The 26,632-nt window shown below is 70.4% G+C and carries 29 protein-coding genes and 2 pseudogenes; 11 read left to right on the forward strand and 20 right to left on the reverse strand.

All coding sequences use genetic code 11. The annotated features are described in order from the left end of the window. Positions 1-4: 4 nt before the first annotated feature. On the reverse strand, positions 5-1,444 hold the full coding sequence (merA, locus tag ABZ717_RS11475) for a mercury(II) reductase (protein ID WP_358508385.1): 1,440 nt from the start codon (positions 1,442-1,444) through the stop codon (positions 5-7). Positions 1,445-1,560: 116 nt separating this feature from the next. Here merA and ABZ717_RS11480 point away from each other — a divergent pair, with 116 nt between their 5' ends. Both ABZ717_RS11480 and ABZ717_RS11485 read left to right on the forward strand, forming a co-directional pair. Further along, the gene (locus tag ABZ717_RS11480; RefSeq protein WP_358508387.1) at positions 1,561-1,944 is read left to right on the forward strand and encodes a metalloregulator ArsR/SmtB family transcription factor; all 384 of its coding nucleotides are present in this window, start codon (positions 1,561-1,563) and stop codon (positions 1,942-1,944) included. A gap of 20 nt (positions 1,945-1,964) precedes the next feature. Beyond that, a complete protein-coding gene (locus tag ABZ717_RS11485; protein WP_358508389.1) occupies positions 1,965-2,267 on the forward strand; it encodes a hypothetical protein in 303 nt (100 codons plus the stop codon). Between the two features lie 69 nt (positions 2,268-2,336). Here ABZ717_RS11485 and ABZ717_RS11490 read toward each other — a convergent pair whose 3' ends face one another. Then, positions 2,337-2,540, reverse strand: coding sequence for a helix-turn-helix domain-containing protein (locus ABZ717_RS11490; protein WP_358508440.1), 204 nt, complete (start codon positions 2,538-2,540; stop codon positions 2,337-2,339). 15 nt (positions 2,541-2,555) lie between these two features. Then, positions 2,556-2,897, reverse strand: a pseudogene (locus tag ABZ717_RS11495) (recombinase family protein); the annotation flags it as partial. Between the two features lie 128 nt (positions 2,898-3,025). Between ABZ717_RS11495 and ABZ717_RS11500 the strand changes: the two are divergent. Further along, positions 3,026-4,072, forward strand: a complete 1,047-nt coding sequence (locus ABZ717_RS11500) for a tyrosine-type recombinase/integrase (protein WP_358508391.1) — start codon at positions 3,026-3,028, stop codon at positions 4,070-4,072. A gap of 18 nt (positions 4,073-4,090) precedes the next feature. Here ABZ717_RS11500 and ABZ717_RS11505 read toward each other — a convergent pair whose 3' ends face one another. From ABZ717_RS11505 to ABZ717_RS11515, 3 genes are all read right to left on the reverse strand, one after another. Beyond that, positions 4,091-4,294, reverse strand: coding sequence for a DUF2180 family protein (locus tag ABZ717_RS11505; protein WP_358508393.1), 204 nt, complete (start codon positions 4,292-4,294; stop codon positions 4,091-4,093). A 103-nt stretch (positions 4,295-4,397) separates the two neighbouring features. Next, positions 4,398-4,817, reverse strand: coding sequence for an arsenate reductase ArsC (locus ABZ717_RS11510; protein ID WP_248772467.1), 420 nt, complete (start codon positions 4,815-4,817; stop codon positions 4,398-4,400). Positions 4,818-4,828: 11 nt separating this feature from the next. Continuing rightward, a complete protein-coding gene (locus ABZ717_RS11515) occupies positions 4,829-5,482 on the reverse strand; it encodes an arsenate reductase ArsC (RefSeq protein WP_248772466.1) in 654 nt (217 codons plus the stop codon). 75 nt (positions 5,483-5,557) lie between these two features. Between ABZ717_RS11515 and ABZ717_RS11520 the strand changes: the two genes are divergently transcribed. From ABZ717_RS11520 to ABZ717_RS11535, 4 genes and pseudogenes are all read left to right on the forward strand, one after another. Continuing rightward, on the forward strand, positions 5,558-5,869 hold the full coding sequence (locus tag ABZ717_RS11520) for a metalloregulator ArsR/SmtB family transcription factor (protein WP_248772465.1): 312 nt from the start codon (positions 5,558-5,560) through the stop codon (positions 5,867-5,869). Then, positions 5,869-6,948, forward strand: coding sequence for an ACR3 family arsenite efflux transporter (arsB, locus tag ABZ717_RS11525; protein ID WP_358508396.1), 1,080 nt, complete (start codon positions 5,869-5,871; stop codon positions 6,946-6,948). The genes ABZ717_RS11520 and arsB overlap by 1 nt, the downstream gene beginning before the upstream one ends. Before the next feature lie 90 nt (positions 6,949-7,038). Then, a complete protein-coding gene (locus ABZ717_RS11530; protein WP_358508398.1) occupies positions 7,039-8,109 on the forward strand; it encodes an ArsO family NAD(P)H-dependent flavin-containing monooxygenase in 1,071 nt (356 codons plus the stop codon). A 74-nt stretch (positions 8,110-8,183) separates the two neighbouring features. Then, positions 8,184-8,577 (forward strand): annotated as a pseudogene (locus ABZ717_RS11535) (ArsR family transcriptional regulator); the annotation flags it as partial. Positions 8,578-8,684: 107 nt separating this feature from the next. Here the strand turns inward: ABZ717_RS11535 and ABZ717_RS11540 are convergent. From ABZ717_RS11540 to ABZ717_RS11570, 7 genes are all read right to left on the reverse strand, one after another. Then, positions 8,685-11,642 (reverse strand): Tn3 family transposase, encoded by a 2,958-nt coding sequence (locus ABZ717_RS11540; RefSeq protein WP_358508400.1) that lies wholly within the window; start codon positions 11,640-11,642, stop codon positions 8,685-8,687. A 137-nt stretch (positions 11,643-11,779) separates the two neighbouring features. Next, positions 11,780-11,983, reverse strand: a complete 204-nt coding sequence (locus tag ABZ717_RS11545) for a DUF4158 domain-containing protein (RefSeq protein WP_358508402.1) — start codon at positions 11,981-11,983, stop codon at positions 11,780-11,782. A gap of 179 nt (positions 11,984-12,162) precedes the next feature. Continuing rightward, entirely contained in the window at positions 12,163-15,186 is a 3,024-nt protein-coding gene (locus ABZ717_RS11550; protein ID WP_358508404.1) for a Tn3 family transposase, read from the reverse strand. A gap of 142 nt (positions 15,187-15,328) precedes the next feature. Beyond that, positions 15,329-15,919, reverse strand: a complete 591-nt coding sequence (locus ABZ717_RS11555) for a cadmium resistance transporter (protein ID WP_358508406.1) — start codon at positions 15,917-15,919, stop codon at positions 15,329-15,331. Continuing rightward, entirely contained in the window at positions 15,910-16,425 is a 516-nt protein-coding gene (gene lspA / locus ABZ717_RS11560; RefSeq protein WP_358508408.1) for a signal peptidase II, read from the reverse strand. Before lspA ends, ABZ717_RS11555 begins: the two co-directional genes overlap by 10 nt. Then, positions 16,422-18,389, reverse strand: coding sequence for a cation-translocating P-type ATPase (locus ABZ717_RS11565; protein ID WP_358508410.1), 1,968 nt, complete (start codon positions 18,387-18,389; stop codon positions 16,422-16,424). The genes lspA and ABZ717_RS11565 overlap by 4 nt, the downstream gene beginning before the upstream one ends. Beyond that, positions 18,382-18,774, reverse strand: a complete 393-nt coding sequence (locus tag ABZ717_RS11570) for a metalloregulator ArsR/SmtB family transcription factor (RefSeq protein ID WP_358508412.1) — start codon at positions 18,772-18,774, stop codon at positions 18,382-18,384. The genes ABZ717_RS11565 and ABZ717_RS11570 overlap by 8 nt, the downstream gene beginning before the upstream one ends. A 43-nt stretch (positions 18,775-18,817) precedes the next feature. On the opposite strand from ABZ717_RS11570, the gene ABZ717_RS11575 reads away from it, so the two are divergent. Genes ABZ717_RS11575 through ABZ717_RS11585 form a run of 3 tightly spaced genes read left to right on the forward strand, consistent with a single transcriptional unit; the run spans position 18,818 to position 20,225 of the window. Next, the gene (locus ABZ717_RS11575; protein ID WP_358508414.1) at positions 18,818-19,438 is read left to right on the forward strand and encodes a methyltransferase domain-containing protein; all 621 of its coding nucleotides are present in this window, start codon (positions 18,818-18,820) and stop codon (positions 19,436-19,438) included. A 32-nt stretch (positions 19,439-19,470) separates the two neighbouring features. Continuing rightward, the gene (locus tag ABZ717_RS11580; protein ID WP_358508416.1) at positions 19,471-20,094 is read left to right on the forward strand and encodes an isoprenylcysteine carboxylmethyltransferase family protein; all 624 of its coding nucleotides are present in this window, start codon (positions 19,471-19,473) and stop codon (positions 20,092-20,094) included. Then, positions 20,091-20,225, forward strand: a complete 135-nt coding sequence (locus tag ABZ717_RS11585; protein ID WP_358508418.1) for a hypothetical protein — start codon at positions 20,091-20,093, stop codon at positions 20,223-20,225. Before ABZ717_RS11580 ends, ABZ717_RS11585 begins: the two co-directional genes overlap by 4 nt. A gap of 35 nt (positions 20,226-20,260) precedes the next feature. Here the strand turns inward: ABZ717_RS11585 and ABZ717_RS11590 are convergent, their stop codons facing one another. The 3 genes from ABZ717_RS11590 to ABZ717_RS11600 form a co-directional block, all read right to left on the reverse strand. Beyond that, the gene (locus ABZ717_RS11590) at positions 20,261-20,812 is read right to left on the reverse strand and encodes a tyrosine-type recombinase/integrase (protein ID WP_358508420.1); all 552 of its coding nucleotides are present in this window, start codon (positions 20,810-20,812) and stop codon (positions 20,261-20,263) included. Positions 20,813-21,506: 694 nt separating this feature from the next. Beyond that, the gene (locus tag ABZ717_RS11595) at positions 21,507-22,514 is read right to left on the reverse strand and encodes an NADP-dependent oxidoreductase (protein ID WP_358508422.1); all 1,008 of its coding nucleotides are present in this window, start codon (positions 22,512-22,514) and stop codon (positions 21,507-21,509) included. Positions 22,515-22,663: 149 nt separating this feature from the next. Further along, positions 22,664-22,903 carry a hypothetical protein gene (locus tag ABZ717_RS11600; protein WP_358508424.1) on the reverse strand — a complete coding sequence of 80 codons (240 nt, stop codon included), beginning with the start codon at positions 22,901-22,903 and terminating at the stop codon, positions 22,664-22,666. 53 nt (positions 22,904-22,956) lie between these two features. On the opposite strand from ABZ717_RS11600, the gene ABZ717_RS11605 reads away from it, so the two are divergent. Then, a complete protein-coding gene (locus tag ABZ717_RS11605) occupies positions 22,957-23,406 on the forward strand; it encodes a GNAT family N-acetyltransferase (protein ID WP_358508426.1) in 450 nt (149 codons plus the stop codon). 72 nt (positions 23,407-23,478) lie between these two features. Here ABZ717_RS11605 and ABZ717_RS11610 read toward each other — a convergent pair whose 3' ends face one another. From ABZ717_RS11610 to ABZ717_RS11625, 4 genes are all read right to left on the reverse strand, one after another. Next, positions 23,479-25,284: an alkyl sulfatase dimerization domain-containing protein gene (locus tag ABZ717_RS11610; protein WP_358508428.1), complete on the reverse strand. Its 1,806-nt coding sequence runs from the start codon at positions 25,282-25,284 to the stop codon at positions 23,479-23,481. 91 nt (positions 25,285-25,375) lie between these two features. After that, positions 25,376-25,858, reverse strand: coding sequence for a DUF1269 domain-containing protein (locus tag ABZ717_RS11615; protein ID WP_358508430.1), 483 nt, complete (start codon positions 25,856-25,858; stop codon positions 25,376-25,378). Positions 25,859-25,970: 112 nt separating this feature from the next. Further along, positions 25,971-26,123, reverse strand: coding sequence for a hypothetical protein (locus ABZ717_RS11620; RefSeq protein WP_190318584.1), 153 nt, complete (start codon positions 26,121-26,123; stop codon positions 25,971-25,973). Positions 26,124-26,143: 20 nt separating this feature from the next. Further along, a partial coding sequence (locus tag ABZ717_RS11625) for a methyltransferase domain-containing protein (RefSeq protein WP_358508432.1) occupies positions 26,144-26,632 on the reverse strand: 489 nt, incomplete at its 5' end.

Raw genomic sequence — 26,632 nt, forward strand, 5'->3', positions numbered from 1 at the left:
GAGGTCAGGAGGCGCAGCAAGAGAGCTTGGTGACGTCGCGGGTGTAGGTCTGGGCGGCCAGCTTCAGGCCCTCGGCCATGGTCAGATATGGGCACCACAGGTCGGCCATCTGCTGCACGGTCATCTCGTTGGCCAGGGCGTAGACGGCGGTGGCGATGACGTCGCCGGCGCCGTCGGCCAGGACGTGCGCGCCGAGCAGGCGGCCGGTGGCGGCGTCGGCGACGAGCTTGATCAGGCCCCGGGTGTCGCGGTTGACCAGCGCGCGCGGCACGTACTCCAGTGGCAGGACGCGGCAGTCGCACGTGTAGCCCTGGGCGATGGCTTCGGCGTCGGTCAGGCCGGCGGAAGCGATCGCGGGGGTCGTGAAGGTGACCCGCGGCAGGTGGTGGTAGTCCACCGTGCGCCCGGCACCGTCGAAGGCGTTGTCGGCGATCAGGGCGCCGTGGGCGGAGGCGACGTAGACGAACTGCGGGTGCCCGGTGACATCCCCGGCCGCCCAGATCCGCGGGTTGGCCGTACGCAGCTGCTCGTCGACGACGACTTCACCGCGCTCACCGGTTTCGACTCCGACCGCGTCCAGGTCCAGGCCGTCGGTGACCGGACGACGTCCGGTGGCCACCAGCAGCTCGGCGGCCCGCAGTTGAAGCTCGCGGCCGTCACCGGTGCGCGCGGTGGCCACGGCCCCGTCGGCCTTCCGGCGCACCGCGGTCAGACGCGTGTGGGTGTGGACGGTGATGCCCTCGTCCGCGAAGACGTCCTCCAATGCGGCCGAGATCTCGGGTTCCTCACCGGAGGTCAGTCGGCTACGGGCCACCACGGTGACCTTGGTGCCCAGGCGGGCGAACAGCTGGGCCTGCTCCAGACCGACGTACCCGGCACCCAGGACCAGCAGGCTTTCGGGCAGTGCGTCGAGATCCATGGCGGTGGTGGAGGTCAGGTAACCGGCCTCCTGAAGCCCGTCGACGGGCGGCGCCCACGGGGCGGAGCCGGTGGCGATCAGGTAGTGCGCGGCCTCGATGCGGCGGCTACCGCCGCCGTCGGCCGGCGCGACGTCCAGGGCGGGGTTGTCCCGGTCGCCGGTGAAACGGGCGGTGCCGGGCAGGATATCCCAGCCGTACTCGGCGGCCAGGTCCGTGTACTTCTGTGCCCGCATCTCCTGGACCAGCGTGTCCTTGCCCTCGATCAGCACGTCGAATGCCACCGGCCCGGCCTCGGTGCGGATGCCGGGGAAACGCTGTCCCTCCAGCGCGCTGCGGCGGGCCTCGGCGGCGGCCAGCAGCGCCTTGGACGGCACGCACCCGGTGTTCACGCACGTGCCGCCGGTGGTGGCCCGCTCGACCATCACCACCGAATGCCCTTTGCGCCGCGCGGCGATCGCGGCGGCGAACGCCCCGCCGCCGGAACCGATGACCGCCAGGTCGTAACCGTGGTCCGCTGCGCTCACCGCAGCACCTCCTCGCCTGCGGCCCCGTGTGATCGGAACCGTTCTATGCGCTTTGCCGAATAGCTCTTGAGGCCATACTATGCGGATAGGCGAATAATTCCAGTTGTGGAGGCCCCATGCCCACCCGCACCACGGCCCTGGTTTCCCCGGTCCGCGACGCCGCCGAGGAGGTGCCGTGCACCCATCTGGACACGGTGGCGAAGTTCTTCCGCGCACTGTCGGACCCCACCCGCCTGAAGCTGCTGGAGTACACCCTTCGCGGCGAGCGCACCTCCGCCGACTGCGTCGCCTATGCAGGCATCTCCCAGCCGCGCGTGTCCGTGCACCTGTCCTGCCTCACCGACTGCGGTTACGTCACCGCCCGCCGCGACGGCAAGAAGCTGCGCTACTCGGTCGGCGACCCGCGCGTCGCCGACCTGATCGTGCTCGCCCGCTCGCTGGCCGCGGACAACGCCGCCGCCCTGACCTGCTGCACCCGCATCCCCGAAAACCAGGACTGACCGAAGGGAGCGATCCCGGCATGCCCATCGCAGACCGGCCCTCGCACCGCGACAAGGAAACCTCCGGCACCGGCACGGTGGCGGCCGGGATCGGCGCCGCCGTCCTGATGATCGTCTGCTGCGCCGGACCCGCCCTCGTCGCAGCTGGCGCCCTCACCGGAATCGGTGGCTTCCTCGGTAACCCATGGGTGATCGCCACCGCCACCGTCGTCGTCCTGGTGGTGGTCGCGGTCACCACTCTTGCCCGTTGCCGCCGCTCCGGCCGCGACGCCTGCTGTTCACCGACACGCACCGAAGACCGCGCCAAGGATCACCGCCGCTGACCTCCGCCCTGCCGCGTGACGAGGTCTCTCGCAAGCCGAAACCCGCAGCTGACAGCCGTGATCAAGTGCTTAGCGCCAACCGCTGTACCGCTGGTCCCCAACACCGGTAAGTTCGGTGCGGCGTCCGCCGGACAGCTCCGGCACGTGCTTGTACAGCGTCGACCGGGAGACGCCGAGCAGGCGGGCGATGGAGGCCACGGAGTTGTCGGGGCGGCTCAGCAGGTCGCGGGCGTGGCGGATCTGCTCCGGGGTCATGGCCGGGGGCCGTCCCAGGCGTTTTCCGGCCGCGCGGGCGGCGTCGAGTCCTTCGTGGGTGCCCTCGACGATGAGTTCGCGGATGAACTCGGCCAGGGCGGCGAAGACGTGGAAGACCAGGCGCCCGCCGGGAGTGGTGGTGTCCAGGGCTTCGTGCAGGGAGCGGAAGCCGATCCCGGCGCGGCGCAGGTCGCCCACGAGGGTGATGAGGTCCTGGAGGGAGCGGGCGAGCCGGTCCAGGGCGGGGACGACGAGGGTGTCGCCGGGGCGCAGGTAGGCCAGGCACGCTTTCAGCTCCGGGCGCTGGGCGTTCTTCCCAGACTTGACGTCGGCGAACACCTTGACGCACCCCGCGGCTTCGAGCGCGCGGAGCTGGCGGTCGAGCTTGGGGTGTCGGTAAGGAGCGTGTCATCAGGTGCCAACTAACCCGCGAGTAACTTAGCTGGGGCCGCGCCGGATGTCGTACTTCTGGAAACTGACGTTTCCGGAAGTAGACTGCGGGGGTGACTTCTGGAAACACGACCCCTGGCCCGCAGCAGCCCTCCGATTCGACTTCTGGAAACACACGGACCGGGCGGCCCCGCCACACCCCCGACCTTCCCGGCGACCTCGCGCACGAACTCACCGCCTTCACCGAACGATTGGCTGTCGCCACCGACCTGGGTCCGGCCACCCGGGACAAGTACCGGCGCAGCACCGCCTCCTTCCTGACCTGGCTGGCCGAGACAAGGGAGGCCGGTGCCCTGGACGGCGACCCCCTCACCGATGCGGCCGCGCGGGACTGGGCGGTGCGTGACTGGCGCCGGCACCTGAAGAACACCCGCACCGGCCGGGGCACCCACCTGGGCGCGGCCACCATCAACAACCGCCTGGCCGCCGTGGACGCGTTCTTCGCCCTGCGCGGCTCCGGCCGCCCCGCGGTGGTGCGCGAACACCTGGCACGCCCCAGCGCCCCCCGCGCCCTGGACCAGCGCGCGCTGTTGCGGTTCCTGCGCACCGTGGCCCGCGACGCCACCCCGCGGGACCGGTCCATCTGCCACCTGGCCTACTACACGGGCCTGCGCATCGCCGAGATCGTCGCCCTGGACACGGCCGACATCCGCCTGTCCGCACGCCGGGGCAGCGTGCGGGTGCGCGGCAAGGGGCGGTTCGGCGGCAAGGACCGCACCGTGCCCCTGCACGCCCAGGCCCGGACCACCCTGGAGGAGCTCTTGGACGGGCTCGGCCGACCCACCGCTGGCCCGCTGATCCGCAACCGCGACGGCGGGGCGCTGTCCACCCGCGCCGCCAACGCGGTGGTCACCGCCCTGGGCGCCGCGGCGGGGATCGGCCCCGCCGACGACGGCGAAGCCTTCGGGCCGCACGTGCTGCGCCACACCTTCGGCACCGACCTCGTGCGCGGCCGCAGCGACCTCGCCTCCGCGCCGGTGGACGTGGTCCTGGTCGCCGAGCTGATGGGCCACACCGACCTCAACACCACCCGCCGCTACACCCTGCCCAGCGAGGCGGACAAGGCCCGTGCTCTGGACACCCTCACCAGCGATCGGTGAGAGGGGTCCGTTGCGCGTTCAGCTGTTCTGGGCCTGGCGGCACCGTTCGCACAGCAGACGGCGTGCGGGTTCTGCGCGTTCCACTGCCCCGGGGCTGGCGGGGCGGCTCAGGACGTGGGCGGTCTCATGGGCGTGGTCGACGCACAGGGCCGCTCCGCAGACTTGGCAGATGCCCACTGCCGTGCGCTGTTTGCCTTCGTGGGCGCAGTCGTAGCACTGCATGGTTCCCCTGTCGTCGGTGTTCGAGCTCTGGAGCCGTCGCGCTGGTCCGGGTCCCGGGTGCGGCCAGAGGCTGCACCCGGGGCGCCGGGTCCCGGGTGCCGTGTCAGGGCTTGGAGTCGGGTGCGATCTCCGCGAGCAGTTCCTCGATCCGCTTCTTGATCTCGTCGCGGATGGGGCGCACTGCTTCCACGCCCTGTCCGGCGGGGTCGGGCAGTTCCCAGTCGAGGTAGCGCTTGCCGGGGAAGATGGGGCAGGTGTCGCCGCAGCCCATGGTGATGCACACGTCGGAGGCTTCGACGGCGTCGATGGCCAGGAGTTTGGGGTGCTCACTGGTGATGTCGATGCCGACCTCGGCCATGGCCTGGACCACGGCGGGGTTGAGGGTCTCGGCGGGTGCGGACCCCGCCGAGCGCACCTCGACGCGTCCCTGGGACAGGTGGGTGAGCCAGGCCGCGGCCATCTGGGAGCGGCCGGCGTTGTGCACGCACACGAACAGCACGGACGGTGTGGTGGAGTCGGTCATGGTCGTGGCCTCTACTTCGTCTCGGTGGCGGACGTCAGAGCGAGGTCATCCACCAGGTCGTGGATGCGGGTGTCGATGGCGTCGCGGATGCGGCGCAGCTCCGCGAGGGGTGCGCCGTGCGGGTCGGGTGTGGGCCAGTCCAGGTAGCGGCGGCCCGGGACGACGGGGCAGGCGTCGCCGCAGCCCAGGGTGATGACGACGTCGGCCGCCTGGACGACCTCCTCCGTCAACGGCTTGGGGTAGGCGGGACCCAGGTCGGCCCCCACCTCGCCCAACACCCGGGCCAGGTCCGGTTCCACCTGCGCGACGGGGTCGGTGCCCGCGGAGGAGACCGTGACCTGACCGGGGGCGCGGTGGGCGAGCAGCGCGGCGGCGATCTGGGAGCGCCCCGAGTTCTGGGTGCACACGAACAGCACCCGCACGGGGCGGGAACCGGGCGCCTGCTGAACGGCGGCCAGGGCGCCCAGGCGCTCGGCTGCCAGGCGTTCGGCCAGCACGTTCAGGTGGGCGCTGACCCGGGCCGTGGCGGCCAGGCGCTGGTAGGAGTCGACGATGAGCGCCTGCACGGTCTCGGTGGAAAAGCGCCCCTGGTGGCGTGCGGCCAGCCGGGCGGCGCCCATGTCGACGCGCTCGTGCAGGAGCGGTCGGGGCTCGGGTGTGGTCATAGTCGGGGTTCCTCTGTGAGAGAAGAGGCCACTGACGCGTCGCATCAGCATCGAATGATGAGATAGTATCAGGCCATGCTGATATCAGAGAATACTGATCTGATCAGGGCGTTGGCGGATCCGCTGCGGATGCGGATCGTGACGCTGCTGGCCCGCGAGACCCTGTGCACGAACCACCTCATGGAGGAGACCGGGGCGCGGCAGACCAACCTGTCCAACCATCTGCGGATCCTGCGCGAGGCCGGGGTGGTCGAGACCGAGCCCTGCGGCCGGTTCACCTACTACCGGCTCCGCCCCGAGGCGCTGGAGACCCTGTCCGAGGGGCTGTCCGGGCTGGCCGCCACGGCCCGCTCCACCGGCGCCGACCAGAACAGGAGGCCCTGCTGATGGCCCCGACCGACAACACGACCGTCGCGGGCACCTCCGTGGTCGCGGGGCTCTCGGTCCTGGACCGGTTCCTGGCGGTGTGGATCCTGCTCGCCATGGCCGTGGGCCTGGGCCTGGGCCGGGTGGTCCCCGGCCTGAACGAGGCCTTGGCGGCGATGGAGGTCGGCGGGATCTCGCTGCCCATCGCCCTGGGCCTGCTGATCATGATGTACCCGGTGCTGGCCAAGGTCCGCTACGACCGCCTGGACACCGTCACCCGCGACACCCGGCTGCTGGTGTCCTCCCTGGTCATCAACTGGGTCGTCGGCCCGGCCGTGATGTTCGCCCTGGCGTGGATCTTCCTGGCCGACCTGCCCGAGTACCGCACCGGCCTGATCATCGTCGGCCTGGCCCGCTGCATCGCCATGGTCATCATCTGGAACGACCTGGCCTGCGGGCACCGCGAGGCCGCCGCCGTCCTGGTGGCCCTGAACTCCGTCTTCCAGGTCCTGGTCTTCGGTGTCCTGGGCTGGTTCTACCTGGACCTGCTGCCCGGGTGGCTGGGCCTGGACACCGGCGGACTGGACGTCTCCCCCTGGCTGATCGCCCTCAACGTGGTCATCTTCCTCGGCATCCCGCTCGTGGCCGGGTTCCTCACCCGCACGCTCGGCGAGCGCAGGATGGGCCGGGAGCGCTACGAGTCGGCGTTCCTGCCCCGGATCGGCCCCTGGGCGCTGTACGGGCTGCTGTTCACCATCGTCCTGCTCTTCGCCCTGCAAGGGGAGAGGATCACCAGCCAGCCCCTGGACGTGGTGCGCATCGCCGTGCCGCTGCTGGCCTACTTCGTGATCCTGTGGTTCGGCAGCTTCGCCTTCGGCAAGGCGATCGGGATGAATTACGACCGCACCACCACGCTGGCCTTCACCGCGGCGGGCAACAACTTCGAGCTGGCCATCGCGGTGGCGATCGCCACGTTCGGCGTCACCTCCGGCCAGGCCCTGGCCGGAGTGGTCGGACCGCTGATCGAGGTGCCCGTGCTCATCGCCCTGGTCTACGTCTCCCTGGCCTGGCGCAAGCGCTTCGCCCCCGCACGCCGGTAGACGATCGCGTTCGGGAGCGCAGAGCGCTAAGACGCGGTCCTGCGCTCCCCGCGGCTGTGGACCGCCTGGCAAGACGAGAAGGGGAGGAACATGTCCACCGAACACCACCTGGTCGACGTCGCCGTCATCGGCGGCGGCCAGGCGGGCCTGGCCGCCGGGTACTTCCTGCGCCGCGCCAAGGCCGAATTCGTCATCCTGGACGCCGGCGACCGTCCGGGAGGTGCGTGGCCCCGGTACTGGGACTCGCTGCGCCTGTTCTCCCCGGCCGCGCACAGCATGCTCCCGGGGTGGTGGATGCCCGAGGAGCAGGGGCAGGAGTACCCTTCGGCCTCTCATGTGGCCTGGTACCTGGCCGAGTACGAACACCGCTACCACCTGCCCGTCCACCGCCCGGTCCGGGTGGGGCAGGTCGAGCGGGCCGAGGACCGGCTGCGGCTGCGCACGGACGCCGGTACCTGGCTGGCCCGGCGGGTGATCAGCGCCACCGGCACCTGGAGCGCCCCCCACATCCCGCACGTCCCGGGCCGGGACGCCTTCGAGGGCCAGCAGCTCCACACGGTGGACTACCGCGGCCCCGAACGGTTCGCCGGGCAGCGGGTGGTGGTCGTGGGCGGGGGCAACTCCGCCGCGCAGATCCTCGCCGAACTCTCCGAGGTCACAACGACCACCTGGGTCACCTCCCGGCCGCCCCGGTTCCTGCCCGAGGACGTCGACGGGCGGGCCCTGTTCGCCATCGCCACCCGGGCACAGCACTCACCCGTTGCGGGCGTGGCGGACCTGGGCGACATCGTGGTCGTGCCGAGCGTTCGCCGGGCACGCGAGCGCGCAGCCCTCAAAGCCGAGCCTATGTTCGACCGCCTCACCCGCACCGGCGTGGCCTGGGCCGACGGCACCGCACTGGAGTGCGACGCCGTTCTGTGGTGCACGGGATTTCGCCCGGTGCTCGACCACCTTCACCCCTTGGGCCTAGTAGGCGCACAGGGGCGGGTCGCGGTGCAGGGGACCCGGTCGGTGGCCGAACCGCGCCTGCACCTGCTGGGCTACGGGGACTGGACCGGGCCCGCCTCGGCCACCCTCATCGGTGCGGCGCGCACCGCCAAGGCGACCGTCGCCCAGATCACCCGGGAGCTGGAGTCCGAGGCGCCGCCCCGAACCCGGTGAGGTGGGCGCGCGCACCGCGCGCGGTGGCGCGGTAGACCCCCGGCGCATCGGTGGGTTCGGCGTAGTCCAGGGACTCCAGCCTGCCCCACGCCGCCGACGCGGTCATGGGCATGTTGAACGCACGTCCGTGCTGCCCCACCGACCTGCTCGCCGGCGTCACCACCCGCACCCTGACCGACGCGGCCCTGGAAGCGGTTCGCGGTATCTACGCCCAGGGCATCGCCACCGGCCACACCACCTTCGAGACCGAGGCGCCCGCCGTCGAGGACCGGAAGGACAGGTGGCTCCCCGCGCACCGCTGGGCCGCCGCTTCACCGGTCTCGTCTCGCGCGGTCTACGCCGGGGTCGCCCAGACCTCGGTCTTCCCCGAGAACCGCGCCAGCCTGGCCCTGCACCACCCACCACGGCACCTGGCGCGACACCGTCCTGGTCGAACGTCGACGCCCGCAAGCCCAACCGGCCCCCTAGCCCACAAACATGAAGGTATCGGCGCCCGCCCACCCTGCGGCGACCGGGGGAACCACTCCGGTGCCCCATCGCCCACAGCCCGCTGAGCCGCCCTCACATGAGGTGGATCAGCCGCCCAAGGCCAAGCGGTTGCCCATGTTCAGACGGATGTCGCCGTAGGGGTTCATGTTCGAGGAGAACAGCGGTGTGAGCCCGCGCCGGTCCTGGGCCGTCAGCGCGTTCTCCCACTCGGGTTCGGCCAGCACCTGTTGGAGCATCAGCGTGTTCACGTACACCAGGCACGCCTGGAGGATGTGCAGGGCGAGCATGGTCAGCTCCTGCTCCTCGCGCCGGTTGGAGGACAACTCGCCGGTCTTGCCGTAGAGGATCTCGCCGTGGATGCCGTGGGAGTTCTCCACCACGTTCAGCCCCGAGCCCACCTCGTACTGCAAATCGCGGTCGCGCAGGTAGCGCGCGCAGAACGCGGTCTTCTCCGCCCGGCCCACCTCCAGCATCGCCGCGTAGGTGGGGTGGGAGGCGTTGCGGGTGAAGCGGCGCAGGATCGCCTCGGTGGAGGCGGTGCCCAGCCGGATCGCGGTGGCGTACTTGATCATCTGGTCGTACTGCTGGGCGATCAGGTCCCAGCGGATCGGCCGGGTCATCGCCGGGCGCAGGTTCGGGTAGGTCTGAAGGTCGCCGCGGTCGGGCCGGTAGAGCTTGACGCGGTTGATCTGCTTGATGCGCGGCAACAACTTGAACCCCAGCAGACGGGTGATGCCGAACCCGATCTCGGACTGACCGTGGGAGTCGACGTAGTTGGCCTCCACGTTCATCGAGGTGCCGTGCCGCATCGCCCCCTCCACCATGGCGTGCACCTCCGAGGCCGAGCACGACAGCAGCTGGGAGTGCACCGCCATCGACCGCTCCTCGATGTGCCAGTAGATGAGCACACCCCGACCCCCGTACCGCGAGTGCCACTCGGTGAACAGGTTCTGGTCGAAGGCCTTGACGTGCGTGGAGTCCGACCCGACCGCGGTCGAGCCCTGCCCCCAGAGCGCTTCGGAGCGGATCGCGAAGGTGGCGTTGGCGATGGCACGGGCAGCGCCCCGGGCCCCCTCGACGGTGAAGTAGCGGCGCCGGATGTAGCGCAGGTCGTCCTCGGAGTAGGCGTGCTCGCCCGCGGCCGCCCGACGCAGCCCGGTGTTGGTGCCGTAGGCATAGATCACCAGGATCAGGCGCTCCCACAGCTCCTCGGTCGTGATCACCTCGCGGGCGCCGACCCCGGTGAAGGCATCCAGCATCCCGGTGCGCAACGCGGTCTCCTTGAGCATGTCCAGCAAAGGGACCACACCCCACTGGGCGCGCACCGCCTTCTTCAACCTGCGCAGGTTGCGCGGCTCAGCGCGCGCCTCCAACGGAGAGAGGCTGATCGCCCCCGCCTTGCGCTCGGCGACCTCCACCCACCCCAGGCGGGGCAGCGCGTCGTTAAGGTGAGCCAGCTCGCTGACCATGTCGCCACGCAGGCGAGCGATGAACTCGCCCGAGTCCAACGGCTGGTTGAGCTTGCGGTAGTTCTCGACGCGCTTGTCGGCGAAGTCGGCCGGCAGATCCTCATCCGGGTTGCGCCACCGGTCGGCGCCCACCACCCAGATCTCCTTGCAGCGCAGCTGCTCGCGCAGGACCTGGAAGACCCCGCACTCGTACACGGTGCGCAGCACCCGCACCCGGCCGCGTTTGTCGGTGCGGTGCAGCAGCTCGCGCAGCTCGAAGGGGACGACCCCGTCGACGGGGATGTGCTCACCGGCGTCGTAGTAGGGGCGGTTGTTGGACACCTCCCGGTAGCGGCAGATCAGCTCCAGGGCCTTGACCAGCGGGCGGTGCACGTCGTTGGAGGAGCAAAACTCCAGCACGTCCAACAACTGGAGCAGCCCGGCGCGGTAGTGGTTGGAGTAGGAGGACTTGAACACGCGCTGCTTGTGCTGGCGGTAGCTAGTGCCCTTGGACCGGAACTCGGCCAGCAAATCCTGCAGGGTCTGCTCACCGCCGGCGGCCGGGTAGACCACCTCGCGCACCAGCGACTCCGGCGAGCCCACGGAGGCCTCGGCGATACGGAAGAGGATGTCCTCCTTGCCCGAGACCCGCTTGAGGTCGCGGACGAACTCCTCGGTCACGACCTTCTCCGCGCGGGCATTGATCCGATGCACCGTAGCGATCACCAGGTCGACCAGGGTGTCGGTGACCTCCCGCTCGCGCGAGAACAGCAGCGCCCCCAGCAGAGACACCTTGACCAGGGGCGGGTGGCCGCGCAGGTGCGAGGGCGCCTCAGCCGCGGCCCGGTCCCGCCACGCGGCCACCATCGTGGCCGGGATCCGCGCGAAGGCCCGGTGCGGCACACCCACGGCCCGCACCGCTTCCAGCTTCGTCTTCTCCGCGATCAGCGTCTTGAGGCTGACGTTGCCCGGGGCGTCCTTGATCTGCGCATACACCTCGGGTCCCTCCCCGGGCGCCGGTTCCTCGCCGGGGTCGTCGCTGGCCTGCCCGATCAGCGTGAGCATCCGCTCCACGACCTCGGCGGGCACCCCGCCCGCCGCGCGGGCCATCATCGCTTCCTCGGCCCGGCTCAGAGCCGAGCGCACGATCCGCTCGACGCGGGTCTTCTCCGGCGGCTCGATCAGCTCCTCACGGCAGTGCTCCAGCAGGCGCTGACGCACCCGGTCGGGGTCGCGCTCCTGGTCGCACACGTTCTCGGCCAGCCACAGCGTAACCTTCTCGGCGTCGGCGACCGAGCACTCACCAAAGCCGGTGAAGTCGCGGATCTCGGTGCGGTTCCGCTTGGCCGAACGGCCCTGCCAGTCGTAGAAGGCGATCTCGGAAGGCTCGACCTTGACCTGCCCGGCCACGTGGACGATAGCGTTGTCGGGCACCTCGCCGCGGCCGCGCGGGAACCGGCCGCGCCAGAGCAGGAAGCGCAGGGTCAGCGCGAACCCGAGCCGACTCGCCCCGCTCTTGTTCCGCAGCTGTGTGAGCTCGTCGGCTCCGAGGGTGAAGCTGTCCAAGAGTTCGTCCAGGTCCAGGTCCCGTGCCACCCGACCGTCTCCTGCCCGCGCGTGTCCTTGGCCGGGCGGTGCGCCCGGCTATCCCCGATCTTCGGGGGCCTTGGGGCGGGTTGTCCGGCGAACCCGTAAGTTACTCGCGGGTTAGTTGGCACTTGGTGACACGCTCCTTACCGACACCCCGAGCGGGGGAAACGCGCCATCTTCTGGTAGCACTTCAGCGCGAGCACCACGGCGAACAGCGCCTCGGGGGCGCTGGTGCGCTCGCGCGCCCACCCGATCTCGTCGGCGTTGGGAGTGAAGGACACGTGCAGCATCCGCGCAGAGGTCAACCTCTTGAACTGCGGGTAGGCCGTGCGCTCGATCGAGGTCACCGGTAGTCCTCTTCCGGCCAGGGGGTCATCGAACGTCGAACACGGTAGTGCGGTCGAAGAGGACACCTCCGACGCTTCACCAAATCGCAACCGAAAGGGCGCAGAACGTCACGTCTCAGCGGAGGGTGAGGTCGCTGGCCAGGCCGTTGCCCCTTTCTGGCTTATCTTGTCCGCCCCCCCTACTGGCCGGGGCGGGGTGCGCGCAGGGGGCGCAGCCGCCCGGCACCGATCTCGGGCGCGAGGTTGAAGTTGTAGCGGCCCAACAAGTTCAGGTGCTCGCTGCCCAGGGGGCTGAGGCGGGCGATGTCAGCGGCGTGCACGCGGGTGCCCTCGGCGCGGATCTGGGCGATGGCGCGGCCGATGTAGACGGTGTTCCACAAGATGACGACGTTGACCATGAAGCCGAGCGCGCCGAGCTGATCCTCCATGCCCTCGCGGTAGCGCTGGCGTAGCTCGCCCTTGTGGCCGTGGAAGATCTTGCGGGCCAGGGTGTGGCGGGATTCTTGGCGGTTGAGTTGGGTGTTGACCCGGCGTCTGAGGAGTTCGTCGTCGAAGTAGGAGGCCAGGTAGATCGATCGGTCCAGGCGTCCCAGTTCCATCAGGGCCCGGCCGATCGGGGTGGGGGTGCCGCCTCCGGCCAGGTAGCGGAACAGTTCGCTGGCTTTGACCGCCCCCGAGCGCAGGGAGGCGGCCACTCTCAGCATCTCGTCCCAGGAGTCGGTGATCAGGCCGGTGTTGATCCGGGTGCGGGTGAGGTTGTTGAGCGGGCCGTAGTCGGCCGCGGGGTCGGTGCGGTACAGCGTCGCCGATCCGGCGTCGGCCAGGCGGGGGGAGAACTGCCAGCCCATGAGACGGAAGATACCGAAGGCGATCTCGGAGGCCCCGGCGGTGTCGGAGGTGATCTCGGTGGGGCGCAGCGAGGTCTCCTGCTCCAGCAGCCCTTCGAGGATGTAGTACCAGTCCTTGGGGGTGCCGGGGATGACGATGCCGTGGAAGCCGGTGAACTGGTCGCAGGTGAAGTTGTAGTAGGTCACCCCGCGGGCACCTTTGCCCTTGCCGAAGTACTTGGTGTTGGGTCCGGCGTTGATGGTCTTGACCGGGACGATGAAGCGCAGCCCGTCGGCGGAGGCCAGCTCGCCGCCGCCCCAGGCGGCCACGATGTCCAAACGTGAGTGGTAGTCGACCAGGTCGGCGTTGGCCGGGGTGAGGGTGGCCTCGCGGATGTAGTTCTGCTCGGTCCAGAACAGCCGGTCCAGGGACAGGGCCTGGCTGGCCTCGGAGACCATCGGGCGCATGCCGACGTTCATGGCCTGGGCGCACAGCACGGCGGCGATGGAGGTGATCATGTCCTCTTTGCGGGAGGGTGTCTGGCCGCCCACGTGGGTGAACCGGTCCAGGCACCCGGTCCAGGAGTGGACCTCCAGCAGCACTTCGGGGAAGTCCACGACGGGGACGCGGGCGGCCACATCGGCGCGCAGCGCGGTCAGTGAGGCGGGCTCGTCCAGGGCATCCAGGGCGGACAGTACGAGGTGGTCGCGGCCCTCGCGCTGCTCGATGCGCACCGAGGGGTTGGCCGCAAGGCCGTCGGCGAGCTGGCGGTAGGCGCCGTCCAGCCGATCGGCCCACCGGTGAAGGTCCACCCCGGGTGCGGGTGACAGGCCCAGGTCGCGGCACAGGCCGTCCCGGGCGCCCTCCCACGCGGGTCCGGCCAGAAGCCCGGCGGTGGGGTCGCCCCACTTGCCCAGGCCGGGCACGAACACCTCGTGGCGGCGCAGCGACTCGCGCAGCCGTTCGGCGGCGGCGACGGTGTAGGCGTCGGGGTCGAACTCACCGGCGTTGGGCCCGGTGGTGGGGAAGACGCGGCGCCGCCAGGCGGGGGTGAGGAAGGTGGTGGGCACGATCTTTGGGTCGACGCGGGTGCGGCGTTGGGGCAGGGTCCGTACGAAGTCCAGGGCGTCGATCACGTCGGCGCCGGCGGGGCTCTCGCCGCAGGCGAAGTCCAGGGTGCGCAGCAGCTTGGGCAGGAAGCGGCGGATGGTGGCGGCGCGCTCCATCAGTTCGGCTTGGGCGTCCTCGTCGGGCTCGCGGGCCAGGTCGCCGACGGTGGTGGCGGCGTTGTCCACGCGTGCGGTGTCCATGCAGGCCACGATCGCTCGCACGTCGCTGTCGGGGTCGTGGAAGGAGTCGACGACCTTGAGCCAGGCCTCGCGCAGCACCAGGGCGGCGGCGTCCAGGTCCTTGATGGAGCGCATACGGGCCCGGTTGGCGCGGTGGGCGGCGGTACGGATCAGATCGCCGATGAGCAGGTCGAACACCTCCACGGCCTCGTCGGCTGCGGTGGGTTCCAGGGTGGCGGCGAAGGCGACCAGGGTCGCCATCTTGCGGTCGTTGGCGAGCTGGGCGACAGCTTGGGCGCGGGCGGCCTTGGCGAAGCGCGCCAGGGCCACGATCCGTCCCGGGGGAACCGAGGACAGGTCCCAGGCGGAGGCGCCCAGGGAGCGGATGGCGGCGTAGCGGTCCAGGGCTTTGACGACGCCCTTGCCGCTGATGTCGGTGGGGCTTTTTCGGTAGCGGTCCAGCTGGGAGACGCGCCCGCCTTCGGCCACGTTGACCAGGGCCTGAAGGGTTGTGCGCTGTTCAGGGGTGGGGGCGGCGGACAGGAGCTTGAACTGGCGCAGGGCCACGCGCTCGCGCACCCCAGCGATGAGCCGTTCCAGGGTGCTCACGCCGGGCAGCAGGATCTTGGCCTCGACCAGGCGGTTGGTGGCCAGGTCGAACAGCACGCTGGGGCGCTCGTTGCCCGACCAGGAGCGCCGGTAGGCCCAGATGCCCAGCGACAGCCACTGATGCGGGTCGAAGAGGGTGTAGCCGTAGCGTTCGCGGATCAGCTTCTGGTGGTCCCAGCGGCCCTTCTTCTCCCCGTACCCCTTGAGGTCGTCGGCGGCCAGGCCGAGTTGTTCGGCGACAAAGTCGACGACGGCGGCGGGCACCTGGGTGGGGTCGTCCAGGAACGTGCCCAAAAAGCGCACGGTGGTCAGTTGCAGGGCCAGACCGAGCTGGTTGCGCGGACCGTAGGCGCTCATCGCTAGGCGGCGCGCGTCGGCATCCAGGTGGAAGAAGGCGCCCAGTTGGGACTCATCGGGAACGGTGTTGAAGCGGCCGTAGCGCTCGCGCTGGGCGGTGGTGAGGAAGTTGACCGGCATGAGGGGGTGCTTTCCGTGGAGGGGGCCACTGCCCTGGGGCGGTGGGCGGAGGTGGCACGGGGATCGTCCCAGGGGCAAGCCCATCGGGTGGTCGATTCGGCGCGATCGCCCAGATACCGGCGAGGAACCCGGTGGGCTGGTCCTACAGTGCAAAGGCGCCGCCTTCGATGAGGATGACGATGCCGAGGACGATGAGGACAGCGGGGAGCAGAACGTGGCCCCAGCGGCTGAGCGCGCGGGCGATGGGGGCGCGGGTGGCCAGGAACCTGCCGACCGCGCACAGCACACCGACCAGGAGCAGGAAGACCGCCGTGTAGACGGCGAGGCCGGTGTGGTCGGCGGTGATGAAGACGGGGACGTAGACGCCGATGTTGTCGCCGCCGTTGGCGAAGGTGACGGTGGCGACGGTGAGCAGGGCCGGACCGTTGTTGCTACCGGGGGCGTCATCGTCGTCATCGCCGCGCCACAGCTTCCAGGCCGCTCGCAGGCCCAGAAACAGGGGGAGCAGCCCGAAGTAGGCGCGCACCGCCTCGGGCAGGAAACCCGCGCCGAAGGTGGCGGCCAGCGTGGCGGCCAGGATCGCTGTGAAGCCCAGGTACTGCCCGGCTACGATCTTCGCGGTGGTCCCGCGCTGCCCGGCGCCTTGGGCAAAGAACAGCGCGAGCACCACGATGTCGTCGATGTTGGTGACGGTGAACAGGCCGACGGCCTGGGCGATGATGATCAGGTCCACGGGGCGGGGTCCTTGCCGGACGGTTCCGGCGCGCCGTGGCGGGCGGCGGTGAGCACGATGAGCACCGCGCCGACGACGATGAAGGTGTCGGCGAGGTTGAAGGTGGGCCACCAACCGGTGTGCAGGTAGTCGGTGACCACGCCGTCCAGTCCGCGGTCGATGAGGTTGGCCAGCGCCCCGCCCAACACCCCGGCCAGGCCGATGCGGCCCAGGAACGGGGCGGTGGAAGCGGTGCGCCAGGTGTAGGCGGCCACGGCGGCGGTGATGAGTCCGGTGAGGGCCACGATGATCCAGGCGGGCAGGGTCGCCCCCAGGCTGAAGGCGACGCCGGGATTGTAGGCCAGGCGCAACTCCAGCAGTCCCAGGAGGTGCGGGCCGGATTCGCCGGTCAGCCTCTGTTCGGCCAAGGCCTTCAGGGCCAGGTCGGTGGCGGTGAGCGCGGACGCGGCGGCCAGCACGCCCCACCGGGGGAGCGTGCCGGCCGCGGCCGGTGTCGTCGGCCTCACGCCTGGGCCTCCGCGCGCTCGCGCGGTGCGGCGATGGCGCCGGGGGCCAGCCCCAGCTTGCGGGTGCGTCCGGCGCGGATGCCGTTGCCGATGACCACGACCTCGGCCACCTCGTGTACCAGCACGACCGCGGCCAGACCCAGGACGCCGAACAGCGCCAGGGGCATCAGGCCGGTGATGATGGCCAGCGACAGTCCCACGCTCTGCCACATGATCGCTCGGGAGCGGCGGGCGTGCGCCAGGACCTGGGGCAGGTGGCGCAGGTCCTCGCCCATCAAGGCGACGTCGGCCGTCTCGATGGCCACGTCGGTGCCCATCGCCCCCATGGCGATGCCCAGGTCGGCGGTGGCCAGGGCGGGTGCGTCGTTGACCCCGTCGCCCACCATCGCCACGGGACCATGCGTGCGGAGCTCGCCCACGAGGCGGGACTTGTCCTCGGGGCGCAGGTCGGCGTGCACGTCGCCGGGGTCGATACCGGCCTGGGCGGCCAGGGCGGCGGCGGTGGCCGGGTTGTCGCCGGTGAGCATCACCACCCGGTAGCCTGCACCGCGCAGGGAGGACACGACCTCACCTGCTTCGGGGCGCAACTCGTCGCGCACCGCGATGGCGCCGATCACGGTGCCGGAGTCCTCGACCAGGACGGCGGTGGCCCCGGCGTGCTGCATCCGCTCCACGTCCCGGGCCAGGGGGCCGACCTCGATCCAGCCCGGGCGGCCCAGCCGCACGGTGCGCCCGCCCAGGGTGCCGGTGAGCCCGGCACCGGTGATGGCCTCCACGCCCTCAGCGCGCTCCGGTACGGGGGCGGCGGCCAAGATGGCGCGGGCCAGGGGGTGTTCGCTGCGCTCCTCCAGCGCGGCGGCCACCGCCAGCACCTGCTCGGTGGTGTGGTCGGGGGCGGGAGCGGTCTCGATGACGGCGGGGCGGTTGCGGGTCAGGGTACCGGTCTTGTCCAAAGCAACGGTCCTGACCCGCCCCATCGCTTCGAGGGCGGCTCCGCCCTTGACCAGGGTGCCGTGCTTGGAGGCGGCACCGATCGCGGCCACGACGGTGACGGGCACGGAGATGGCCAGTGCGCACGGCGAGGCCGCCACCAGCACGACCAGGGACCGTTCGATCCAGGTCAGCGGGTCACCGAACAGCGACCCCAGGGCGGCGATGAGCACGGCGGCGATCATCACCCCGGGCACCAGCGGTTTGGCGATCTTGTCCGCCAGGCGCTGTCCGGCGCCCTTGCGGGACTGCTCGGCCTCCACGATGGACACGATGCGGGCCAGGGAGTTGTCGGCCGCGGTGGTGGTCACGGTGACCTCCAGCACGCCGGTGCCGTTGATGGAACCGGCGAACACCTCGTCCCCGGGGGCCGCTTCGACGGGGACGGATTCGCCGGTGATGGCGGAGGTGTCCAGGCTGGTGTGCCCGGAGGCGATGACACCGTCGGTGGCCACGCGCTCCCCGGGGCGCACCACCAGGGTGTCGCCCACGGCCAGGTCGGCCGGGTCCACGGTATGCTCCACGCCGTCGCGCAGCACCCGGGCCTGGTCGGGGACCAGGTCCAGCAGGGCGCGCAGGCCGCGCCGGGTGCGGGCCACGGAGTACTCCTCCAGGCCTTCGGCGATGGTGTAGAGCACGGCCAGCATCGCGGCCTCGCCCACCTCGCCCAGGAGCACGGCGCCGATGGCGGCGATGGTCATCAGGGTGCCCACGCCGATCTTGCCCTGGGCCAGGCGGCGCACGGTGCCGGGAACGAACGTCCAGGCGGCCACCGCAAGCGCAACGGTCTTGAGCACCAGTCCCACCAGGTCGGGGGCGCCGGCCCAGCCCGAGGCGTACCCGGCGCCCAGGAGCAGGGCGGCCACGGCGGCGAAGCGGATCTCGCTCACCTGCCACAGCGTCTCGGGCTCGTGCTCTTCGGCTTCTTCGCCGGTGCGGGACTCTTCGCCGTCGCATGCGCAGGCGTCACTCACCGCGCACCCCCGTCATCGTCGTGGTCTGGTTGTCGGTTCCGTAGGTGGGGCACAGCACGACCGCTCGGCCGGTCGCGGCCAGCAGGACCTCGGCCGAGGCCAGCAGGTCCAGTAGTTCGGGGCGGGTCAGGGAGTAGAACACCTGCCGCCCCTCGGCGCGCCCGTCGACCAGGTTGCAGTCGCGCAGGCACGCCACGTGCTTGGAGACCGTGGACTGCGCCAGCCCCAGTTGGGCCACCAGGTCGGCGACCCGCGCCTCGCCTTGGGCCAGGCGGCGCACGATGGCCAACCGTGTGCCGTCGGAGAGGCTGTGGAAGAGGGCTTCGGCCGCGCTCAGGGTCGTACTCGTTGTGGACGGACACTCATCCGTGCTATTCATCGTCATGAAACGATCATATCCCATTTCGGCGATTATGGAAGGTGTGGGCATGCTCATGAACCGCGTGGAGTCGGCGCTGATCGACTCCGGCCCCCGGCGACTGCTCCAGCGCTACGAGGCCAACCTGCTCATCAAACTGGGCGGACGCACCCCCGGGGCCCGCGTCGCCGAACTGGGCTGCGGGCCCGGCTACGGCACCGGGCTCATCCTGGACACCTTCGGTGCCGCGTCCGTGGACGCCGTGGACCTGGACCCCAAGATGCTCGCCAGAGCACGGCGCCGCCTTCAGCGCCACGGCGAGCGCGTCTACCTGGCCCGAGGGTCGGCCACCGATCTGGCCAGCGCTTTCGGGCCCATCGGCGGCGGGAAGGACGCCTCCTACGACGCGGTGTTCGACTTCGCGATCATCCACCACATCCCCAACTGGCGCGATGCCCTGGCCGAGGTCGCCCGCGTCCTCACACCCGGCGGCCGGTTCTTCTTCGACGAGGTCACCGCCACCGCCCTGGCCCGCCCCACCTACCAGGTGCTGTTCGACCACCCCAGCGCCGACCGGTTCAGCGCGGGCGAGTTCCTCGCCGAACTGCCCCGCCACGGCCTGCACATCGGCGAGAACTGGCGCACCCGCATCGGCGGCGACTACCTCCTGGGCGTCGCCACCCGCACCTGAACCCCATCCACCCCACCTGAACGGAGACCCCCGTGGCACTGGCCGCTCTCACCCTCTACCTACTTGGCCTGGCCCTGGCCTTCGGTGTGCGCGCCCTGGCCGCGTGGCGGCGCACCGGTGACACCGGGTTCCGCCGCCCGGACACCACCGCCTTCACCGCCCCCTGGTGGGGAAGTGTGCTCTTCGTCGGCGCGCTCGTCCTAGGGCTGGCCGCACCGGCGACCGGGATGTTCGACCTGGCCACGGCCGCCCCGCCGCCGAGTGTGGGAGTCTCCGGGTTGGTCCTGATGCTGTTCGGCCTGGTCTTGGTGCTCGTCTCCCAGGCCGCGATGGGGGCCTCCTGGCGCATCGGCGTGGACGAGGACGAGCGCACCGAGCTGGTCACCCGCGGCGTCTTCGCGCTCGTGCGCAACCCGGTCTTCACCGGCATGGGCGTGCTGCTGGCCGGGCAGGTGCTCGCCGTGTCCTCGGTGCTGTCGATGGTGGCCCTGGCGGTCTTCACCGCCGCCGTGCAGGTGCAGGTCCGCGCCATCGAGGAGCCCTACCTTCTGCGCACCCACGGCACCACCTACACCGGTTATGCCGCGCGCGTCGGCCGTTTCCTGCCCGGAATCGGCCGTCTCACCGACCACGGCACCACGAAGGGATCCCGGTGAGCGGCTGCTGCGCCCCCAGCGATCAGGAGCCCACACCAGAGGAGGAGCGCGTCGGCCGTATCGCGCTGACCGTCATCCCCACCATCAGCGTCGCGACCCTGGTGGTCGTCGGTACCCTCCTGCTGTCCTAGAACGCGCACGGGGTATCGTGCGGTGCGCCGTGCTCTCACCGGTCGACGGTGAGCGCATCCAGAGCGGCGGCCTTGTCGGCTTCGGTGGGCAGGGCGTAACGCCGGGTGGTGTTGATGTCGCTATGGCCCATCAGCTCGGCGACCGTCACCAGGTCCACCGGCTCCTTGGACAGGTCGCCGCCACCGCGCACCAGATCCGTACCGAAGGTGTGACGCAACACGTGCGGGCCGAACGCCTCGCCGTCGTCAGCCGGTCCGATCCCGGCCATCGCACCGAGCTCACACACCACCGTGTTCGCGGCCCGCGTAGACAGCGCCTGGCCGTCGCGGTTGCGGATGAGCGGCCCGGCGGCGGGTCGGCCGAGGTCGTCCAGGAGGCGCTCCAGAGAGGAGCGCGCCTCTGCGTGCAACGGGACGGCGCGGTCCTTGCCGCCGAACCTGCCCTTGCCGCGCACCCGCACACTGCCCCGACGCGCGGACAGACGCAGGTCGGCCACGTCCAGGGCGACGATCTCGGCGATGCGCAGGCCCGCGTAGTAGGCCAGGTGGCAGATGGCCCGGTCCCGGGGTGAGGCGTCGCGGGCCACGGTGCGCAGGAACCGCAGCTTGGCGCGGGCGTCCAGGGCCCACGGGGCGGTGGGGCGGTGGGGCGGGGCAGGTGTTCGCGCACCACTGCCGGGCGTCCGGAACCGCGCAGGGCGAAGAAGGCGTCGATGGTGGCGAGCCGGTTGTTGATGGTGGCCGCCGCCAGGTGGGTGCCCCGGGCGGTGCGGGTGTTCTTCAGCGTGCGGCGGTAGTCGCGCACCGCCCAGTCCCGCGCGTCCGGGTCGGTGAGGGGGTCTCCGTCCAGGGCACCGGCCTGGCGGGCCTGGGCAAGCCAGTCCAGGAAGTGGGCGGAGTTGCGCCGGTACTTGTCGCGGGTCGCCTCTCCCAGGTCGGTGGAGGCGGCCAGCTTGGCGACGAACCCCTGGTGCTCGTCCGCCAGGTCGTCGGGGAGGTCGAGGGTTCGGCGCGGTCGGCCAGCGCGTGTGTTTCCAGAAGTGGAAAACGAGGGCTGTTCCCCGACAGGGGGTGTGTTTCCAGAAGTCACCTGGTCAGTCTACTTCCGGGAATACCGATTTCCAGAAGTAGGACGCTCGACATGATGGCCTGCGAGGTGTCAACAGATGTGACAGTTACCGGGACTCACCGTTCCGTTCCTACTCGGACCCCGATTTCAGGCACTCCTGAGCCGCCGGCCACCCCCGGCCGGCGGCTCCCGGTCAGGAGGCGAAAGCGGGGTCAGGCGGGCAGACGCACCAGCATCTTGCCGGTGTTGGCGCCGCGCATCATGCCGAGGAACGCGTCGACCGCGTTGTCGATCCCGTCGACCACCGTCACCTTGCTGTGCAGCTTGCCCTCCGCCAGCCATCCGGCCGCGCGCTCGTAGTACTCGGGGGCCAGATCACCGTGGTCACCGACCAGGAAACCCTGGAGCTTGACCCGCTTACCGACGAGTAGGCCGAGGTTGTCCGGACCGGGGGCCGGTTCGGTGTCGTTGTAGACCGAGATGGCCCCGCACAGGGCGGCGCGTCCGTGGACGCGCATCCCCTGGATGGCCGCACGCAGGTGGTCGCCGCCGACGTTGTCGAAGTAGACGTCGATGCCGTCCGGCGCGGCCTCGGCGAGTTGCCCCTCCAGGTCGCCCTCGCGGTAGTCGATGGCGGCGTCGAAGCCGAACTCCTCCAGCAGGCGGCGCTTCTTCTCGGGACCGCCGGCGGAGCCGATGACCTTGGACGCGCCCAGTCGCTTGGCCATCTGCCCGGCGAGGCTGCCCACCGCGCCCGCCGCACCGGAGACGAACACGACGTCGCCCTCCTTGAGTTCGGCGATGGCGGTCAGGCCCGCGTAGGCGGTGAGGCCGACCATGCCGAGCGCGCTCAGGTAGGCCTGGGCGGGCGCGGCCTCGGTGTCGACCACCTTGGCGCGGGCGGCGTCCATCAGCGCGTACTGGCGCCAGCCCTGGAAGTGCAGGACACTCGCGCCGACGGGCACGTCGGGGCTCTCGGAGGCCACGACGGTACCGACCGCACCGCCGTCCATGACCTCGCCGAGCCGGAACGGCGCCACGTAGGATTTGGTGTCGTTCATGCGGCCCCGCATGTAGGGGTCGACGGAGATCCAGTCGTTGCGGACCTGGATCTGGCCGGGGCCCGGCGCTTCGACGGTGGTCTCGACCACTGCGAAGTCCTCCGGCTTCGGCTCCCCATCGGGTCGGGCGACGAGGTGGACTTCCTTGGAAACGGGCATGCTTCTCCCCCTGTTTGTTTTCGTTCCGAACGTCGAGACCTGGACTGTTCACTCAGACCCTAGGTGGTTCGAACACGGTCGGTGCTGAGCGCGTCCCACCCTGTGTCGATCTCGTGCGCGCGTGGGGTGCGCCGAGCGGTCCCTTCGGGCTACTTCTGCGATCCCAGCAGGCCACGCCCGCCGTACTTCTTGTGGATGGCCTGTTTGGACACCCCGAGCGCCTCGGCGATCCGGGCCCAGGTGAGCCCCTGGTTACGGGCGCGGCGCACCAGGACCGCCTCGACGCGTTCGGACTCCGAGCGCAACTCCACGAGTGATTCCAGCGACTCCAGGGTGCTCTCGCCCCGCAGGGACCTGGCGATCTCTTCCAGTCGTTCGGTGCTCTCCATGGGTCAACGGTAATTGACACCGGGTGTCACCGTCGCCGCGTATCTTGATCCCCATGCCGACCATCGAACGCGCGCGTGCCGAGGACATCCCGGCGATCGTGGCCATGCTCACCGACGACCCCCTCGGCGCGTCCCGAGAGACCCCCGACGACCTCACCCCCTACCTGAAGGCCTTCGAGGTGATCGACTCCGACCCCCACCAGTACCTGGCGGTGGCCCGACGGGACGGGCGAGTGGTGGGCACCCTCCAGTTGACCGTTCTCCCAGGGCTGTCCAGGACGGCGGCCACCCGCGCGCAGGTGGAGGGGGTACGGGTGCACGCCGACGAACGCGGCGGCGGGCTCGGCACCGAGCTGCTGGAGTGGGCCGAAGGCCGAGCGAGGGAGCTCGGCTGCGTACTGCTCCAACTGACCTCCGACGCCACCCGTGTGGACGCCCTCCGTTTCTACGAGCGCCTGGGATACGAGGCGTCGCACGTGGGCTTCAAGAAGCCCCTCGCCTGAGCCCGCGGGACAGAGGAGGGGCTGGTCACGGTGTCCATGCGCCGGGTCTCCGGCCGGCTCGGGGCGTGACGGTCAGGGCGTGACGATGGCGAAGACCGGATCCGGGAGCTCCAACAGACCCAGCAACCTGTCCACCAGCGTCTCGTCGCCCTCGAACGACATGCCCTCCGTGCCCTTGCCCGCGAGCAGCCGCAATAGCCGGAACTTGTTCAGGGTGACGGTCAGGTCCGCTTCCCCCCGACGCGGCTTCTCCCTGGTGGTGAACGCCCCGTTGGAGAGGGTGGTCCGGTGGGTGGTGTTCAGGTCGGTGAACACCCAGTCGATGACGAAGCACTCCTCCCACGCCTTGGGACCGTTGACCCGGATCCCCACAGAGGTGAAGAGCTGCTCCAGCGACAGCGCCGAGGTCACCCCCGTACCGGTCTCCATCGCGGTCTCCGGCTTGCCGTTTCGCAGTTCGGCCGCGCCTTGGAGGTAGAAGTTTCGCCAGGTGCCGTTCTCCGAACCGAACCCCAGCCGTTCGTAGACCTCCACCAGCGCGGCGCGCGCTCCCTCGTGCTCGGGATCGGAGAACACCGCGTAGTCGAGCAGGGTGGCGGCGAACCTGAGATCGCCCTCGGCCTTGTACCCGTCGGCTTTGCGGACCACTTCGTCGATGCCGCCCATGCACTCCACGTACCGCCACGCCGCCTCCTCCGGCGGGTGTTGCCACAGGTGGGCGGGGTTGCCGTCGAACCAGCCCATGTATCGCTGATAGATCGCCTTGACGTTGTGACTCACCGAACCGTAATAACCGCGGGTGTGCCGGGCGCGCTCCAACGCGGGAGGCATCTGAATCCGTTCGGCGATCTCCGAACCCACCATCCCCAGGTTCATCATCCTGATCGTCTGGTCGTGCAGGTAGGCGTAGAGGTCGCGTTGTTCGCACAGGAAGCGGACGATCCGGTCGGTGTCCCAGGTGGGCCAGTGGTGGGAGGCGAACAGCACGTCGGAGTCGTACGCGAACAACTCCACGGCCTCGTCCAGGTACCGTGCCCAGGCACGCGCGTCCCGGACCGGCGCCCCGCGCAGGGTGATGAGGTTGTGCAGGTTGTGGGTGGCGTTCTCCGCCATGCACAACGCCCGGTGTTCGGGGAAGTAGAAGTTCATCTCCGCGGGCGCTTCGGTGCCGGGGGTCATCTGGAAGACGATGCGCACCCCGTCGACGACCTCCTCCTGGCCGGTACGGGTGATGTTCCGGTTGGGCGCGATGAGGGTGATGGTGCCGGTGGAGCTCGCCTGCCCCAGCCCCATCCCGATCTGACCTCGGGGCCCCGGCGACAGGTAGGCCCCGGTGTGGAACAACCCGCGGCGGGCCATCGCGGGGCCGGTGTAGACGTTCTCCGAAGCGGCGTTCTCCATGAACCACTTCGGGGCGAGGATCGGCACGTTGCCCTCGGTGACACCACCGACCCCACCGAAGTGGTCGACGTGGGAGTGCGAGTAGAGGACCCCGCTGACCGGCCGATCACCGCGTTGGGAACGGTACAGCTCCAGGCCGGCCCTCGCGGTCTCGGCGGAGACCAAGGGGTCGATGACCAGGACGCCTTGGTCGCCCTCGACCAGCGTCATGTTGGACAGGTCCAGGCCTCGGACCTGGTAGATCCCCTTGGTGACCTCGTACAAGCCCTGCTTCGCGCACAGGCGGGACTGACGCCACAGGCCGGGGTGGACGGTGTCGGGGCGGTCCTGGTCGAGGAAGGCGTAGGCCTCGGTGTCCCACACCACCCGGCCCTGTTCGTTCTTGACCTGTCCCGGTTCCAGTCTGGCGATGAGTCCACGGTCGGCGTCGGCGAAATCGTCTCCGATGGCCGCGCCCTCGTGTCCGTTCCCGATCATCACTGTCTCCTCGTCGTACCGACGGCCGCCGACACGGGCGGCCCGTGTCAGCGGCGGGGGAAGGCTCTGGGGCCCTCGGGATCCAGGTCCGTCAGGAGCGGAGCGCCTCGACGAGTTCCCGTTCACCGTCCTTGGACAGGTTGGTCTGGATGACTGTGGGGTGCAAAGGCTTGAACGCGTCGACGACCCGGTCGATGGTGGCGTCATCGGCGAGCAGGAACACCGCGGCGCGGTCCTTTTCGAGTTCGGAACCGATCTGCTTGATCATGTCGTCGTCGATGCCCACGTCGCTGAGCTTTCCCGCGATCGCGCCCGTGCCGGCCCCCACGGCCAGGCCCAGGAGCGGATTGAGGAAGAGCATGCCGATGAGGGTGCCCCACAGCGCGCCCCCGGCGGCACCGTAGCCGGTTAGGTGAAAGGTCTGGTGGATGCGCGGGCGCCCCTTGTCGTCCTTGTAGGCGTAGGCCGCGTCCTCCAGTCGGAGGAGTTCCTGTTTGCCCAGGTCGGATGCGATGTCGAGCGCCTTCTCCGCGGTGTCGCGGTCGGCGACCCCCAATACGATCAGCTGCGCCATGGGTGTGTTCCCTCGCCGTCGATTCCCGGCCCGAGGTCCCGGGCCTTGGCCCGGAGCCTTTCCCGGGGCATCTTTGGTCAACGTCAGTGAGGGGGACGATTCACGCAAAACCTCATAGATCACGCAGGGGACCACCGGGGCCGAACCCGGGGTCGTCGGGATCGTTCTCCCGGCTCACCTGGCGGCGGACCAGCCGGTAGAGGACGTAGCCCCAGACCAGGACGGCGGTGGCGACCATCAGGTGGCCCAGCGTGCCGAGTTCCACGGTTCCTCCCTTCCCGACCCCTACCCGACCCGGTGTTCTCGGACGCGGCGGGCCAGGACCAACCTGGCGGTGTAGGGGACCAGGACCCGCCCGTCGGGGAAGTGGTGGTCGGCGATGGCGCGCAGTTCGGTGCGCAGGCGGCCCTCTCCGATCTCCCGGGCCGCGGCCGCCATCCTGCTGGAGGACATGGCCATGCCGAGGTAGCCGTCGGGGGTGAGTTCACGGGTCCAGCCGAAGGTGTGTTCGGTGGCTCCGGTCAGCCCTTCGGAGGCCGACAACTCTCCGACCAGGTCGTAGGAACGGTAGTGGCGGTCGTATCCGGGGCTGTGCCGCTCCAACAGGGTCTCGTGATCGTCGGTGAACGCGCTGTCCAGGACACGGTCGTTGCTGAGCACCGCCAGGGTCCCGCCCGGTTCCAGGAGTCGGACGGCCTCGGCGAAGAAGGCTGGGCGGTCGAACCAGTGCACGGCCTGGGCGGTGAGGACCAGGGCGGCGGAACCACTCGGGAA

The sequence above is a fragment of the Nocardiopsis sp. NPDC006832 genome (genome assembly GCF_040635885.1).
Taxonomy (GTDB): domain Bacteria; phylum Actinomycetota; class Actinomycetes; order Streptosporangiales; family Streptosporangiaceae; genus Nocardiopsis.

What these genes read in the sequence shown, in the direction of transcription:
- ABZ717_RS11480 (WP_358508387.1), top strand. Translation starts at nt 1,561, where the DNA reads ATGCCCACCCGCACCACGGCCCTGGTTTCCCCGGTCCGCGACGCCGCC.
- ABZ717_RS11485 (WP_358508389.1), top strand. Translation starts at nt 1,965, where the DNA reads ATGCCCATCGCAGACCGGCCCTCGCACCGCGACAAGGAAACCTCCGGC.
- ABZ717_RS11505 (WP_358508393.1), bottom strand. Translation starts at nt 4,294, where the DNA reads ATGCAGTGCTACGACTGCGCCCACGAAGGCAAACAGCGCACGGCAGTG.
- ABZ717_RS11510 (WP_248772467.1), bottom strand. Translation starts at nt 4,817, where the DNA reads ATGACCGACTCCACCACACCGTCCGTGCTGTTCGTGTGCGTGCACAAC.
- ABZ717_RS11515 (WP_248772466.1), bottom strand. Translation starts at nt 5,482, where the DNA reads ATGACCACACCCGAGCCCCGACCGCTCCTGCACGAGCGCGTCGACATG.
- ABZ717_RS11520 (WP_248772465.1), top strand. Translation starts at nt 5,558, where the DNA reads ATGCTGATATCAGAGAATACTGATCTGATCAGGGCGTTGGCGGATCCG.
- arsB (WP_358508396.1), top strand. Translation starts at nt 5,869, where the DNA reads ATGGCCCCGACCGACAACACGACCGTCGCGGGCACCTCCGTGGTCGCG.
- ABZ717_RS11530 (WP_358508398.1), top strand. Translation starts at nt 7,039, where the DNA reads ATGTCCACCGAACACCACCTGGTCGACGTCGCCGTCATCGGCGGCGGC.
- ABZ717_RS11550 (WP_358508404.1), bottom strand. Translation starts at nt 15,186, where the DNA reads ATGCCGGTCAACTTCCTCACCACCGCCCAGCGCGAGCGCTACGGCCGC.
- ABZ717_RS11570 (WP_358508412.1), bottom strand. Translation starts at nt 18,774, where the DNA reads ATGACGATGAATAGCACGGATGAGTGTCCGTCCACAACGAGTACGACC.
- ABZ717_RS11575 (WP_358508414.1), top strand. Translation starts at nt 18,818, where the DNA reads ATGCTCATGAACCGCGTGGAGTCGGCGCTGATCGACTCCGGCCCCCGG.
- ABZ717_RS11595 (WP_358508422.1), bottom strand. Translation starts at nt 22,514, where the DNA reads ATGCCCGTTTCCAAGGAAGTCCACCTCGTCGCCCGACCCGATGGGGAG.
- ABZ717_RS11600 (WP_358508424.1), bottom strand. Translation starts at nt 22,903, where the DNA reads ATGGAGAGCACCGAACGACTGGAAGAGATCGCCAGGTCCCTGCGGGGC.
- ABZ717_RS11605 (WP_358508426.1), top strand. Translation starts at nt 22,957, where the DNA reads ATGCCGACCATCGAACGCGCGCGTGCCGAGGACATCCCGGCGATCGTG.
- ABZ717_RS11610 (WP_358508428.1), bottom strand. Translation starts at nt 25,284, where the DNA reads ATGATCGGGAACGGACACGAGGGCGCGGCCATCGGAGACGATTTCGCC.
- ABZ717_RS11615 (WP_358508430.1), bottom strand. Translation starts at nt 25,858, where the DNA reads ATGGCGCAGCTGATCGTATTGGGGGTCGCCGACCGCGACACCGCGGAG.